The sequence below is a fragment of the Massilia frigida genome (genome assembly GCF_011682175.1).
Taxonomy (GTDB): Bacteria; Pseudomonadota; Gammaproteobacteria; order Burkholderiales; family Burkholderiaceae_D; genus Telluria_A; species Telluria_A frigida.
The window spans coordinates 309867-323264 of record NZ_WHJG01000002.1; the positions used below are offsets into that span (position 1 = coordinate 309867).

A 13398-nucleotide genomic window follows, 5' to 3' on the forward strand; every position below is an offset into this window, starting at 1 on the left:
ACTTAGCGATCAGATACTTTTACCTGAACTTCACCTTTCCAACAAGACGCATTTGCAGCGTGGTTTCGCCAGGCTCGAAGCTCGGTTCGGCCACTTCGACCGATTCCGCCTTGGCGGCGCGCATGAACTGCGGCGCAGCATCTTGCTGGCCAGCATAGTTACCGGAACCTTCAAAGTCCACCGTATCGACCACCGCTTCGGCCAAGGTACGGCCCATGGCGCTGGCGATCGCGGCGACGCGTTCGTTCAGGTTCTTGTAGGTGGCAATGAGGCGCTGGGCGTCGAGCTTGCGGGTGGTGTCGGGCGAGAGGCCGAAATTGAGGCCGTTCAGGGCCAGGATCTTTTGCACGGCGGCCGTCATCTTCGGCAGGTTGGCCAGGTTGGTGGTTTTCACTTCCAGATACTGGCCCACGCGCCAGCCGGTCGGCACGAGCGGACGAGGCTGCGGTTGGCCATCCGGACGCGGCACCACTTCCGGATAGATCGGGTAGGTATAGTAGCCGACCGTTTTGAGGATCGCTTTCGGATCTTCGCGGCGCACGATCTCGGTGCCCTGCTTCATCTTCTGGTTCACGCGCGAGGCGGCGGCGGCCTTGTCCTTGTCCTGCTCTTCGATAAAGAAGGTGGCGACGACCTGGTCGTTCGGATGGGTGACTTCACCGTAGGCGGGAACAATCACCATCGCGCCGGCGGTCGCAAGCTGCGTTTGGGCGTGCGCTTGGGTGGCGAGGGTCAGGGCGGCGATTAATGCAATTTTTTTGAGGGACATGATTTTCTCCAGGTGAATGACAAGCACATGAGGCATTTCTACCTCATCAGCTTGGTTAACCCGGACGATACCCGGAATCGGACGGACCACGTACCGTTGTAATCAAAATTTGCAAATTTGAGAAGGTTGATTACATCTATTCATTCGTCGTTCCCGCGCAGGGCCATGCGCGGGAAAGACGGTCTGAAGTGTAACGGTACGATCCACGTGTACCGTTACGCCAACAATTAGTTCTTCGACTGATCCACCAGCTTGTTCTTGGCGATCCACGGCATCATCGCGCGCAGCTTGGCGCCGACTTCTTCGATCGGGTGCTCGGACGTCAAACGGCGGCGCGAGATCAGGGTCGGTGCGCCTGCCTTGTTTTCCAGGATGAAGCTCTTGGCGTATTCGCCGGTCTGGATGTCTTTCAGGCACTGGCGCATCGCCTCCTTGGTGGCCGAGGTCACCACTTTCGGACCCGTCACGTATTCGCCGTACTCGGCATTGTTCGAGATCGAGTAGTTCATGTTGGCAATGCCGCCTTCGTAGATCAGGTCGACAATCAGCTTGAGCTCATGCAGGCACTCGAAGTACGCCATTTCCGGCGCGTAGCCCGCTTCGGTCAGGGTCTCGAAGCCAGCCTTGATCAGCTCGACCGCGCCGCCGCACAGAACCGCTTGCTCGCCGAACAGATCGGTCTCGGTTTCTTCACGGAAGTTGGTTTCGATGATGCCGGCACGGCCGCCGCCGTTGGCCATGGCGTACGACAGGGCGATATCGCGCGCCGAGCCAGACTTGTCCTGGTAGACAGCGATCAGGTGCGGCACGCCGCCACCGGCTGCGTAGGTACCGCGCACGGTGTGGCCCGGGGCCTTCGGCGCGATCATGATCACGTCGAGGTCGGCGCGTGGCACGACCTGGCCGTAGTGCACGTTGAAGCCGTGCGCGAAGGCCAGCACGGCGCCCTGCTTGGCGTGCGGCGCAACGTTCTCGGTGTACACCTGGGCGATGTTTTCGTCCGGCAGCAAGATCATGATGATGTCGGCCGCTTTGATCGCATCGTTGACTTCCGCCACTTTCAGGCCAGCCTGCTCGACCTTGGTCCACGACGCGCCGCCCTTGCGCAGGCCAACGGTCACGTTGACGCCCGAATCGTTCAGGTTTTGTGCGTGCGCATGGCCTTGCGAACCGTAGCCGATGATGGCAACGTTCTTGCCTTTAACGAGGGAGAGGTCGCAATCTTTGTCGTAAAAAACGTTCATGTTATTTCCTGTAATTTTTAATGTAAGGGCGTGCTCGTGGGCACGGATTAAACTTTGAGAATGCGTTCGCCGCGGCCGATACCCGATCCACCGGTACGTACCGTTTCGAGGATGGAGGCGCGGTCGATGGAATCGATGAACGCGTCGAGCTTGCCCTTGTTGCCGGTCAGCTCGATCGTGTAGGTCTTTTCCGTGACGTCGATAATGCGGCCACGGAAGATATCCGCCGTGCGCTTCATCTCTTCGCGTTCCTTGCCGACCGCGCGCACCTTGATCAGCATGAGCTCGCGCTCGATATGCGCGCCCTCGGTCAGGTCGACCACCTTGACCACCTCGATCAGGCGGTTCAGGTGCTTGGTGATCTGTTCGATCACATCGTCCGAGCCGCTGGTGACGATGGTCATGCGCGACAGGGTGGCGTCTTCGGTCGGCGCCACGGTCAGGGTTTCAATGTTGTAGCCGCGGGCCGAGAACAGCCCGACCACGCGCGAGAGCGCACCGGCTTCGTTTTCGAGCAGGACAGAAATGATATGGCGCATTACAAGTCCTCCGAGCCGAGCAGCATTTCGGACAAGCCCTTGCCGGCCTTGACCATCGGCCAGACATTTTCGGACTGGTCAGTAATGAAGTTCATGAACACGAGGCGGTCTTTCATGCCGAAGGCTTCTTTCAGTGCACCGTCGACGTCGCCCGGCTTTTCGATCTTCATGCCGACGTGGCCGAACGATTCGGCCAGCATCGAGAAGTCCGGCAGCGAATCCATGTAGGACTCGGAATAGCGCGAACCGTAATCGATCTGCTGCCACTGGCGCACCATGCCGAGGAAGCGGTTGTTGAGCAAAATGATTTTCGGCGTCAGGTGATATTGCTTGCAGGTAGCCAGTTCCTGGATGCACATCTGGATCGAACCTTCGCCGGTGATGCAGGCGACCGTGGCATCGGGATTGGCCATCTGCACGCCCATGGCGTACGGCAAGCCCACACCCATCGTGCCCAGGCCGCCGGAATTGATCCAGCGGCGCGGCTTGTCGAACGGGTAGTACTGGGCCGCCCACATCTGGTGCTGGCCGACGTCGGAGGTGATAAAAGCGTCGCCCTTGGTGATTTCCCAGACCTTCTGGACCACCGATTGCGGCTTGATGACCAGGTCGGAATCGGCGAATTTCAGGCAGTCGCGCCCGCGCCATTCGCCGATCTGCTTCCACCAGTCTTTCAAGGGGGCGGCATTGACCTTGGCGTCGGCGGCGTCGAGCTGCGCCAGGAATTCGATCAGCACGTCCTTGACGTTGCCGACGATGGGAATATCGACCTTGACGCGCTTGGAAATCGACGATGGATCGATGTCCACGTGGATGATCTTGCGCGGATTGGAGGCGAAGTGTTTCGGGTTGCCGATCACGCGGTCGTCGAAGCGCGCGCCGATGGCGATCAGGACGTCGCAGTGCTGCATCGCCATGTTCGCTTCGTAGGTGCCGTGCATGCCGGGCATGCCGACGAAGTTGTCGCTCGACGCGCGGTAGCCGCCCAGGCCCATCAGGGTGTTGGTGACCGGGAAGCCGAGTTTGTCGACCAGCTTGTTCAGCTCGGGCGAGGCATTGGCCAGGATCACGCCGCCGCCGGTGTAGATCATCGGACGTTCAGCCTGCAGCAGCAATTGCACGGCCTTGCGGATCTGGCCCGAATGGCCCTTGTCGATCGGCTTGTACGAGCGCATCTCGATATCCTTCGGATAGTCGTAGACGCATTTGTGCATGCTGATGTCTTTGGGGATATCGACCAGGACCGGACCGGGACGGCCGGTGCGCGCAATGAAGAACGCTTTCTTGATCGTGGCGGCCAGGTCTTTCACATCCTTCACGAGGAAGTTGTGCTTGACGCAGGGTCGCGTGATGCCGACGGTATCGCATTCCTGGAAGGCATCCTGGCCGATCGCAGTGCTGGGCACCTGGCCGGAAATGACGACCATCGGAATCGAATCCATGTACGCCGTCGCCAGGCCGGTGACGGCATTGGTGACGCCCGGACCGGAGGTGACCAGGGCCACGCCGACGGTGTTCGAGCTGCGCGAATAGGCATCTGCCGCATGCACGGCGGCCTGCTCATGGCGTACCAGGACGTGTTGGAATTTGTCTTGCTTGAAGATGGCGTCGTAGATATACAGTACGGCGCCGCCTGGATAACCGAAAACGTGTTTAACGCCTTCTTCCGCCAGACAACGGACAAGTATTTCGGACCCCGTGATGGTGGCCGATGATTCGTTGTTCATGATACATTCCTTTCAAGACCCATTGGGAGGTGATCGGATGCTCTTTCCTAACGAGATACACGTGTCGCGACAGTGCTCAGGCTTCCCTTCTTTCTGCGGTCACGTCGATCTTTCACGTACCCATAGATACGTTACGAACCGGCGCTAAACGCAACTCGTTTGGCGTGAGTTTCTGTAGCGATTACTGCGAACCTCTCGCGCTTGTGGCGCGGGTTAGAGCAAACTGCCTACATATGAAAGCGCGTCACGTCGATGTTGGCCTTGTGTGGCGTTTTCGACTTGACCATACAGCTTCGGGGTTGCAAAGCGTCATATACCTTACTGCGTTGCACCATTGCGGTCAAGTTAAATCGGCCCGGCACGGCTGCTTTCGTGGCATTCCGCAGGGCAATCACAGTAAATACCATGCAAAAAGGCGCATTCTTTGCTAGCATGCGTCAGTTTTCTCCAATGCCCACAGGCTATGTACCTGAGGTGCTTCAAGGTTCCGTCACATCCCACCCCTGTTCGCATGGCCACAGACAAAGAGTTATCCGATTTTCTTGAGAATGTCGAGCGGCGCGCTTTCAAGCAAGCCGTGTACGCCGTCCGCAAGGATGAAGCGGCGCTGGATATCGTGCAGGACGCGATGATCAAGCTCGCCGAAAAATACGGAGACAAGCCGGCCGCCGAGCTGCCGATGCTGTTCCAGCGCATTCTCCAAAACACCATCCTCGATTACTTCCGGCGTGAAAAGGTGCGTAATACCTGGGTCAGCCTCTTCTCCGGCATGGGTAAACGCGAGGGAGAAGACGAAGAATTTGATATACTGGAATCGCTGGAGGCGGAACAGGGTTCGGCCTCGGCGGAATCGAGCGCCGACCAGGTCGAGCGCCAGCAGACACTCAGTCTGATCGATGCCGAAGTACAAAAACTGCCAGCGCGTCAACGGGAAGCCTTCCTCATGCGTTACTGGCAGGACATGGACGTGGCTGAAACAGCCGAAGCGATGGGGTGTTCGGAGGGAAGCGTCAAAACGCACTGCTCGCGAGCCACCCATACCCTCGCTGAATCGCTGAAAGCCAAGGGAATAAAATTATGAACACCGACGATCTGAACTTTGCGTACAAGGTACGCCATGCCCTGAACGAGCACCTCGACGACCTGCCGGCGTCGACCAGCGAGCGCCTGGCCGCCGCGCGCGCCGCCGCGATGGCGCGCAAGAAGCCGCACGCGCCCGTCAAGGCCGCGCAAACCCAGCTGGTCGGCAATATCGGCGCCCTGTTTTCATTTTCCTCGCTCGGCCGCATGGGCGTGGCGCTTCCCCTGATGGCGCTGGTGGCGGGCCTGGCCGGCGTGTATCAGTACGAAGAGCAGCAGCGCATCGCTGAAATCGCCGAGCTGGACGCGGCGGTCCTGTCCGACGAGTTGCCGCTGACGGCGTATCTGGACCAGGGTTTCAACGCCTACCTCGCGCAGCGCGGCCAATAAGGATGACGCGCGCGATTCCATCGTCGACATCCCTGGCGCTCGCCCTTGCCTTGTTGGCAACAACCGGCGCGGCGGGCATCGCCACAGCCCAGACCGGTGCACCGCCACCCGCAGGCCCGCCCTTGCAAGCGCCGGCAGTCGTTCCGGGGCAGATTGTAGCGCCCGTCACCGCCCCCATTTCCAAGCCCGCACCGACACTGACGCCGGTCGTCAAGCCGGCGCCAGCCATGGCCGCGCCCGTGGCGATCAAGCCGGCGCCGATGGGCGACAAACTCCTGTGGAAAGACCTGTCGCGCCCGCAGCAGGTCGCGCTCGACCCGCTCAAGGCCGAATGGGACCACATGGAAACGGTGCGCAAGCAAAAGTGGCTCGATATCGCCAACCGCTATTCCTCAATGAAACCCGATGAGCAGTTGCGGGTGCAGGAACGCATGCGCGACTGGATCAAGCTCACCCCCGAAGAGCGGCGCCTGGCGCGCGAAAACTATACCCTGAGCAAAAAGATCGACAAGAGCAAGAAGTCGGTCGAATGGGAGAAATATCAGCAGTTACCCGAAGAAGAAAAGAAAAAGCTGGCACTTGACGCCGCCGTCGCCAAAAAGCAGGTCACCAACCTGCCGCCGACCACGCAGACCAAGCCGCTGGCACCGACCAAGCCGCCTGCCGCTTGTCCGCCAGGCACGATCCGCAACGCCCCGGCTGCCGTGCCGCGCTGCATCGTCAGCTCGTCCGCAGGCGCGCCGCTGGCCGTGCCGGCCACGCCGCCGGCCGTTACCACTCCACCCATGACACCGCCGGGCAATCCGGCCGCTCCCGTATCCAATGCAAAATAGCAAGACCCTGGTTGCCACGCCTACCCTGAAACGTCGTTTGATCTGCCTGGTGTACGAGCTGTTCCTGCTGACCGCCGTTGTCATGTTCGGCCTGCTCATCTTCCTGCTGGTGACCCAGAAAATGAGCCACAGCGTGATCGAGCATGGCCGCACGGTCGTGCTGTTCCTGGTTCCAGGCGCCTATTTCATCTATTCGTGGACCGGTAGCGGGCATACGCTGGCCATGAAAACCTGGCGCATCAAGCTGGTCAAGGTCGGGCACGCCAGCGTGCCGCTCAAGGCCGCTGTCTTGCGTTACCTGCTGGCCTGGGGCTGGGTGTTGCCGGCCCTGGTGATTTGCTGGCGTTTTCATTTGACCAGCAAGACCGAGGTGGCGAGCGCGCTGGCGATCAACGTCGTGGCGTGGGCGATGACCGCGTTTATCTACGAGGACCGGCAATTCCTGCACGACAGGCTGGCCGGCACCCGGCTTATTTCCTTGCCCAAGCCGGTCAAGGCCGGCAAGGCAGCCAAGCCGGCAGAGGCCTGAGCACGGAGCGGATGAGCGACGCCGCATGCCCCCTGTGCGGCCGTGCGCTCGGCAAGGCCCACGTCGACCGCCATCACCTGATTCCCAAGACCTACAAGGGACGCGAGCAGTTCGACATTCACAAGATCTGCCACCAGAAAATCCATTCGACCTTCACCGAACATGAATTGTTCAAATCCTTCCATACCTGGGAGGCATTGCGGCAGCATGAGGATATTCGCGCGTTTATCGCCTGGGTCGCAAAAAAGGATCCCGCTTATTTCTCGCGCAACGTGCGCTCGAACAGCAAACGCAAGCGATAAACCGCGCGTATTGAGTAATCCATAATAATCGGTTAGTATTTGCTTGAGAAGGCTCAGGCCGGGCTTCCTTCTACCCCTGATTCAGTCTGGCCGATTCCCTTCTCACCTTTCAAAAACGGATCATGGCGCGTGCCTGCATCCGTTTTTTTGTTTTGGGGACCCACTATGTCTGTCGATTTTAAAGAAACCCGGGCGCTGCTGCTGCGCCGCCATGCCGCTGTATTCGCCCCGGACCGGACCGCCCAGCAGCCCGACGCCTGCATGCAGCTGTTCGATATCGACCTGGCCAAGCTCGGCTACGCGCTATCGCAGCGCCTGCGCGCGCGCCTGCAAACGCTCGATTCTGCTTTGCTGAGCGCCATGCAAGAGCACATCTGGGAGACACTGGCGGCGCAGCTCGGCGGCAATCGCCAGCACACGCCGCTGTTCCGGCGCTTCCCCAACAATATCCCGTCCAACACCGAGGCGCTGTGGATGGACCGGGTTTTGACCCACTTCATGCAGGCACCCGACCAGCCCTGCCTGCACTGCGCCCGCACTGGCACCACCCATGTGCTCAAGCCGTGCCGGCACGTCGTGTGCGATGCCTGCTTCGACGGCGGCAATTACAGCGCCTGCCCGATCTGCAACCGCCACGCCGACCGCGACTCGCCGTTCTTCCTGCCCGACCCGGGGCAGAAGCAAAAGGCGGCGGTACACATGCCGCTCAAGCTGCTCGACCTCGGCGCCAGCATGGACGACGCGGCGCAGGTGCTGGTAAGCGCCCTGTGCGCGCGCAAGCAGGCCATGTCGCCGGTCGACACGGACGACTTCAAGACGCTCGCTGGCGAGTACCGCCTGCGCCTGCTGGCCTGGATTCCCGAACAGATCCCGGTGCGCGAAAATATCGCGCTGCTGTTCGGCACCCTGCTCAAGCACTGCGAGCCGGCCGCCGTGCTGGCCGCCGCCGCTGCGCATATCGGCACCGCGACCGACGTCATTCGCCTCGTCGCCGTCTACTCCGGTGCCGACCCGTCGCTGCAAGGACAAGTCGTGTATCGCCAGGTGCCGATCGCGAAGGCGCGTGGCATGGCGCGCTTCAAGACCTTGTTCACGCCGGGATCGTACTGGAACAAGCAAGCGAGCCTGCCGCTTCCCGTGACCATCAAGCGCTTCAAGATGGCCAAACTGGGGCGCCCGCTACGCCGTGCGCTGCTCGCCCTGCTGGAGAGTTTTCATCCCGACTCGCTGACCGAAGACATGCTGCGCCACCGCGCGTACTGGGTCTGGCTGGGCGAATTCCTGCATCCGCACGAATACCACAAGCGCTATCCGAAGGTGGCGTTTGCGTTCGGCGTGGTGCGCAAGAAGGGCCCGGACGGCACCCCGGGACCGCAGTTCGAGACCTTTTACGCGGGGCTGGAAAAGGCCGTCATGCGCAAGGATGCCGTCGCCATGGTCGCGCTGCTGCGCCAGCGGCCGGGGGAACTGGCACGCCGCTTCGACCACGCCCTGCGCGTGGCAGATGGCGACAGCACCGCCAGCAGCGCGGTGCTGGACGCGTTTGCAAGCTGCGCGCCGCAGTTTGCCACCCCGGTACTACTGACCTTGCTCGCCCTGCTGCCAAACCGCCTGCACGCCGGAGAGACGCGCCTCTACTGGCCCAAAGGGTCCGTGGCGACCGGATTCATGGCGCCCGACCAGCGCGCCCCCCTGCCGCGGCAGACGGTGGACCAGGCAGTGGCCCTGGTCGAGCGCGAGCTGCTGGCGCGCTTTTCAAGCAAGCCGCCCGTGGGCGAGTGCTTGATCGATACCGCGCTGGCCGACATCATGGTACCGTTCAACGAACGCACCGCAAGCCGCTCGGCCATCCAGCTGCCGCGCGGCTCGGTGCTGCCGGTCCCGCCGGGCAAAAAGGCGCGCCTGTTCCTGCACTGGTGCCAGCCGGAGAACGGCGGGCGCAGCGACCTGGATCTCTCGGTCGCGTTCTACGACGAACAGTGGCATTTCCGGGGAGTCTGTTCCTACTATCAGCTAACGTGCAAGGGAAGCGATGGCAGCATCATCGCCACCAGTGCGGGCGACCTGACGGACGCGCCCTTCCCCGACGGCGCCAGCGAATTCATCGACCTGGACTGCGACCTGGCGCGCCAGAACGGCGTGCGCTATGCGGTCGCGGTGCTGAACAATTACTCGGGGATGCCTTTCGAAGACCTGGAACATGCGTTCGCCGGCCTGATGTTCCGCGACGACGTGCAAGGTGCCCACTTCGATCCGCGCACGGTGGCGCTGCGCTTCGACCTGGCCGGAACCAACGGCGTATTCCTGCCGATGGTGTTCGACCTTCAGGAAAACCAGCTGCACTGGCTGGACCTGTATGCACCGGGCGGATTTGAATTCAATAACGTGGAAACGTCGACTGCGACGATCAGTGCCGTTTGCCCGGCCATGATTGCCTACTTCGCCAGCAGCATCCGCATGTCGATGTACCATCTGGTCTTGCTGCATGGGGCGGCGCGGGCGCAACGGGTGATCTTGCGGGGTGATGGCACGCTGCGAGCGCTGTCGCGCCAGGAGGGCGAAGATAACGCCAGCTTCCTGGCACGTCTGCGCAGGTGGAATCCGCAGGACGTCGACAACGCGCCCGTCATGCACGAAGCGCCGCTGTTCGCGGCCTTGCTCGACGCCGATATCGCGCTGCCGGAGAACAGCATCGTGTATGCGCTGCGGCCCGGCGTGAGCGCGGCGACCATCGCCGCCAGCGACCTGATTTCGTAACCCTGGCGGCGCCGGGTCAGAAGCGCTCGTAGTCGTGCAGATAGCGCCACTGCCCTGGCGCCAGGCTGGCCATCGGCACGCGGCCGATGCGCAGGCGCTTGGTGCTGACGATGCTCAGGCCCACCAGGCGGCACATGTGCATCAGCTGGCCGGGCTTGACGCCCTTGAGCGCAAAGCGCAGGCGCGTTTCGTTCTGCCAGCTCACCTTCATCGGCGGGATTTCCTTGCCGTTGAAGGTCAGGCCGTGATTGAGCAGCGCCAGGCCGCCTTCGCGGATCGTGCCTTTGACTTCCACCACGAACTCCTGCTCGACGCGCGCGCCTTCGTCGACCAGCTTGCGCGCCACGCGGAAGTCCTGGGTGAACACTACCAGGCCGCTGGCCTTGGCCTCTAACGGCGATGTCAGCGTCAGGTTGGCCAGGTGGCGCTTGAGGAAGCGCTGCTTGCCATGTTCCGCCAGCAGCAGGTTCTCTTGCGTGAGCAGGTTCAGGGCCGGTTCGGCATCGGCGTCCGCACCGGCGCTGTAGCCGGCCGGCTTGTGGAACAGGATGGTGACGGGCGTCAGTTCGACCAGTGTGGCCTCGGGATGGATGACGACGTCCTGCTCGTCGGCCACGCGGGCGCCGGCTTCCTCGACGACGACGCCGTCAACGCTGATCCATCCTCCCGCGATGTACTTGTCGGCTTCCGCGCGCGAGCACGGCATCATTTCGGAGACGCGCTTGGCGAGGCGGATGGTGGAATCGTTCATGAAGCTTGGTGCCAGTCTTTAAAAAATGCGGTGAATACGGCGACGACACGTTCGACGTCGGCCGCGTTGATGTTGAGGTGAGTGACCAGGCGCGTGTGCTGGCCCACCGTGGCGCGGATATGCTCGCGCGCGAGCGTGGCGCGCAGGGCGTCGCAGGCGGCCGGCGGTACCTCGATGTAAAAAATATTGGTCTGCGGCGTGGCGACCTTGAGCTGGGTGATCTGCGCCAGCCCGCGCGACAGGTTGGCCGCGTTGCTGTGGTCATCGGCCAGGCGCTGCACATTGTGTTCGAGCCCGTACAAACCCGCCGCCGCGATCATGCCGGCCTGGCGCATGCCGCCGCCGAGCATCTTGCGCCAGCGCTTACCCTGTTCGATGAAGGCCTTGTTCCCCAACAGGACCGAGCCGACCGGCGCGCCCAGGCCCTTGGACAGGCACACCGAGACGCTGTCGAAACCGGCGCAGGCGGCGCGCAGGCTGATGCCCTGCTTGACGGCGGCGTTACAGATACGCGCGCCGTCGAGGTGCGTGACCAGGCCGCGCGCATGCGCGAGCGTGGTGGCGGCCGCCATGTAGTCGGCGCCCAGCACGCGCCCGCCGATGGTGTTTTCCAGCGCCAGCACGCGGGTGCGGGCAAAGTGCATGTCGTCCGGCTTGATGTAGCCCTCGATGTCGGCCAGTGCGATGCTGCCATCGGGCTGGTTGGCGATCGGCTGCGGCTGGATGCTGCCCAACACTGCGGCGCCCCCGCCTTCGTACTTGTAGGTGTGCGCCTCCTGGCCGACCAGGTACTCGTCGCCGCGCGCGCAGTGCAGCAGCAGCGCAATCAGGTTGCTCTGCGTCCCCGACGGCGCATACAGCCCGGCCTCGTAGCCGAACATCTCGGCGGCCGTGTCCTGCAGGCGGTTGACGGTGGGGTCGTCGCCGTACACGTCGTCGCCCACGGGCGCGCTGTGCATGGCGTCACGCATCGCCTCGCCCGGTTGGGTGACAGTGTCGCTGCGCAGGTCAATCCAGGAGGGGGCGTCGTGGCTCATGTCGTCGATTCGGCTTCCGCTAAATGTTGAGTGTAGAAACGCTCGCCCATTTCTTCCAGGCCGAGCGTGGCGAGGACTTCCTGCAAGCGGTCGGTCGGACGCTTGCGCGGCAGGTTCTTGTAGCTGGCGATGATCAGTTCATTTTTCATCGAATGCTCCCAGCCCACCAGCTCCGTCACGCTGACCTGGTAGCCGTGCGCTTCAAGCTGCAGGCAGCGCAGCACGTTGGTGACCTGGCTGCCGAATTCGCGCGTGTGCAGCGGGTGGCGCCAGATTTCGGTCAGCGCGCTCTTGCCCAGGTCCTTGCCCTTGTTCTTCTTGAGGACCGTGGCCACTTCGGCCTGGCAGCACGGCACCAGCACCATGAACTTGGCGCGCTTCTTGAGCGCGAAATCGATGGCGTCGTCGGTGGCAGTGTTGCAGGCGTGGAGCGCGGTGACGATATCGATTTGGTCCGGCAGCTTGTCGGAGCGGGTCGATTCGGCCACCGACAGGTTCAGGAACGACATGCCCGGAAAGCCCAGCTTGTGCGCCAGCGCGGTCGACTTTTGCACCAGTTCTTCGCGCGTTTCGATGCCGTAGATGCGCGAACCGTCGTCCAGGCCCTTGAAGAACAGGTCGTACAGGATGAAGCCGAGGTAGGACTTGCCGGCGCCATGGTCGACCAGCGAAATGGCGGCGTGGTCCTGCTGGATTTCCTTGAGCAGCGGTTCGATGAACTGATACAGGTGATACACCTGCTTGAGTTTGCGGCGGCTGTCCTGATTGAGTTTGCCGTCGCGCGTGAGGATGTGCAGCTCCTGCAGCAGCGCGATCGACTGGCCCGGACGGATTTCGGGCGCCAGCGTTTCAGCCGGCTTGGCCTTGTCGGCGGTGGTATCAGCGCGCTTCATCGATCCACGCCGCCTGAATCGCTTCCAGTACCTTCTCGCCGCCGCGGGTGCGGTCGTCGTCGAAGCCGTCGAGTTCAATCACCCAGTTGTGCAGGTCGACGAAACGCAGCGTGGCCGGATCGACCTCGGGGTGTTTGTCGAACAGCGCCTCGGCGATGGCCGTGATGTCGCTCCATTTCATGGCGCTCTCCTGATCAATGGTTCTTTTCGGCCGCATGATTGATCGTGTACTTCGGAATCTCGACCACCAGGTCTTCGGTTCCCACGATCGCCTGGCACGACAGGCGCGAGACCGGTTCAAGGCCCCAGGCGCGGTCGAGCAGGTCTTCTTCTTTTTCTTCCGGCTCGTTGAGCGAGGCGTAGCCTTCGCGCACCAGCACGTGGCAGGTGGTGCAGGCACAAACGCGGTCGCAGGCGTGCTCGATTTCGATATCGTTTTCGAGCATGACGTCGCACACCGACTTGCCGGCGGGCGCCTCGATGACGGCGCCTTCAGGGCAGAACACGGGATGGGGAAGGAATACGATTTGTGGCACGGTGATTGTCC

At 62.1% G+C, this 13398-nt stretch carries 15 protein-coding genes; 6 read left to right on the forward strand and 9 right to left on the reverse strand.

Going from position 1 to position 13398, the window contains the following annotated elements; genetic code table 11:
• Positions 1 to 19 precede the first annotated feature (19 nt).
• From F2P44_RS03750 to F2P44_RS03765, 4 genes are all read right to left on the reverse strand, one after another.
• Positions 20 to 769 (reverse strand): SIMPL domain-containing protein, encoded by a 750-nt coding sequence (locus F2P44_RS03750; protein WP_187363226.1) that lies wholly within the window; start codon positions 767 to 769, stop codon positions 20 to 22.
• Positions 770 to 996: 227 nt separating this feature from the next.
• Positions 997 to 2013: a ketol-acid reductoisomerase gene (gene ilvC, locus F2P44_RS03755; protein ID WP_167085142.1), complete on the reverse strand. Its 1017-nt coding sequence runs from the start codon at positions 2011 to 2013 to the stop codon at positions 997 to 999.
• Between the two features lie 47 nt (positions 2014 to 2060).
• Entirely contained in the window at positions 2061 to 2552 is a 492-nt protein-coding gene (gene ilvN / locus F2P44_RS03760) for an acetolactate synthase small subunit (protein WP_054263691.1), read from the reverse strand.
• Positions 2552 to 4279, reverse strand: a complete 1728-nt coding sequence (locus tag F2P44_RS03765; RefSeq protein ID WP_167085144.1) for an acetolactate synthase 3 catalytic subunit — start codon at positions 4277 to 4279, stop codon at positions 2552 to 2554. The genes ilvN and F2P44_RS03765 overlap by 1 nt, the downstream gene beginning before the upstream one ends.
• A 511-nt stretch (positions 4280 to 4790) precedes the next feature.
• Here F2P44_RS03765 and F2P44_RS03770 point away from each other — a divergent pair.
• The 6 genes from F2P44_RS03770 (at position 4791) to F2P44_RS03795 (ending at position 10170) form a co-directional block, all read left to right on the forward strand.
• Entirely contained in the window at positions 4791 to 5360 is a 570-nt protein-coding gene (locus F2P44_RS03770) for an RNA polymerase sigma factor (protein ID WP_099876475.1), read from the forward strand.
• Positions 5357 to 5749 carry a DUF3619 family protein gene (locus F2P44_RS03775; RefSeq protein ID WP_167085146.1) on the forward strand — a complete coding sequence of 131 codons (393 nt, stop codon included), beginning with the start codon at positions 5357 to 5359 and terminating at the stop codon, positions 5747 to 5749. The genes F2P44_RS03770 and F2P44_RS03775 overlap by 4 nt, the downstream gene beginning before the upstream one ends.
• A gap of 2 nt (positions 5750 to 5751) precedes the next feature.
• Positions 5752 to 6582: a DUF3106 domain-containing protein gene (locus F2P44_RS03780; RefSeq protein WP_229423354.1), complete on the forward strand. Its 831-nt coding sequence runs from the start codon at positions 5752 to 5754 to the stop codon at positions 6580 to 6582.
• Positions 6572 to 7111: an RDD family protein gene (locus F2P44_RS03785; protein ID WP_167085148.1), complete on the forward strand. Its 540-nt coding sequence runs from the start codon at positions 6572 to 6574 to the stop codon at positions 7109 to 7111. Before F2P44_RS03780 ends, F2P44_RS03785 begins: the two co-directional genes overlap by 11 nt.
• Positions 7112 to 7122: 11 nt before the next feature.
• Positions 7123 to 7413: a hypothetical protein gene (locus F2P44_RS03790; protein WP_167085150.1), complete on the forward strand. Its 291-nt coding sequence runs from the start codon at positions 7123 to 7125 to the stop codon at positions 7411 to 7413.
• A gap of 165 nt (positions 7414 to 7578) precedes the next feature.
• On the forward strand, positions 7579 to 10170 hold the full coding sequence (locus tag F2P44_RS03795; protein ID WP_167085152.1) for an MXAN_6230/SCO0854 family RING domain-containing protein: 2592 nt from the start codon (positions 7579 to 7581) through the stop codon (positions 10168 to 10170).
• Positions 10171 to 10186: 16 nt separating this feature from the next.
• Here F2P44_RS03795 and F2P44_RS03800 read toward each other — a convergent pair whose 3' ends face one another.
• Genes F2P44_RS03800 through fdx form a run of 5 tightly spaced genes read right to left on the reverse strand, consistent with a single transcriptional unit; the run spans position 10187 to position 13387 of the window.
• Entirely contained in the window at positions 10187 to 10921 is a 735-nt protein-coding gene (locus tag F2P44_RS03800) for an rRNA pseudouridine synthase (protein WP_167085154.1), read from the reverse strand.
• A complete protein-coding gene (gene ltaE / locus F2P44_RS03805; protein ID WP_167085156.1) occupies positions 10918 to 11958 on the reverse strand; it encodes a low-specificity L-threonine aldolase in 1041 nt (346 codons plus the stop codon). The genes F2P44_RS03800 and ltaE overlap by 4 nt, the downstream gene beginning before the upstream one ends.
• Complete coding sequence (locus F2P44_RS03810) at positions 11955 to 12851, reverse strand: class I SAM-dependent methyltransferase (RefSeq protein ID WP_167085158.1); 897 nt, start codon at positions 12849 to 12851, stop codon at positions 11955 to 11957. The genes ltaE and F2P44_RS03810 overlap by 4 nt, the downstream gene beginning before the upstream one ends.
• Entirely contained in the window at positions 12838 to 13032 is a 195-nt protein-coding gene (iscX, locus tag F2P44_RS03815; RefSeq protein ID WP_167085160.1) for a Fe-S cluster assembly protein IscX, read from the reverse strand. Before iscX ends, F2P44_RS03810 begins: the two co-directional genes overlap by 14 nt.
• A 13-nt stretch (positions 13033 to 13045) precedes the next feature.
• A complete protein-coding gene (fdx, locus tag F2P44_RS03820) occupies positions 13046 to 13387 on the reverse strand; it encodes an ISC system 2Fe-2S type ferredoxin (protein WP_054263701.1) in 342 nt (113 codons plus the stop codon).
• Positions 13388 to 13398: the final 11 nt, after the last annotated feature.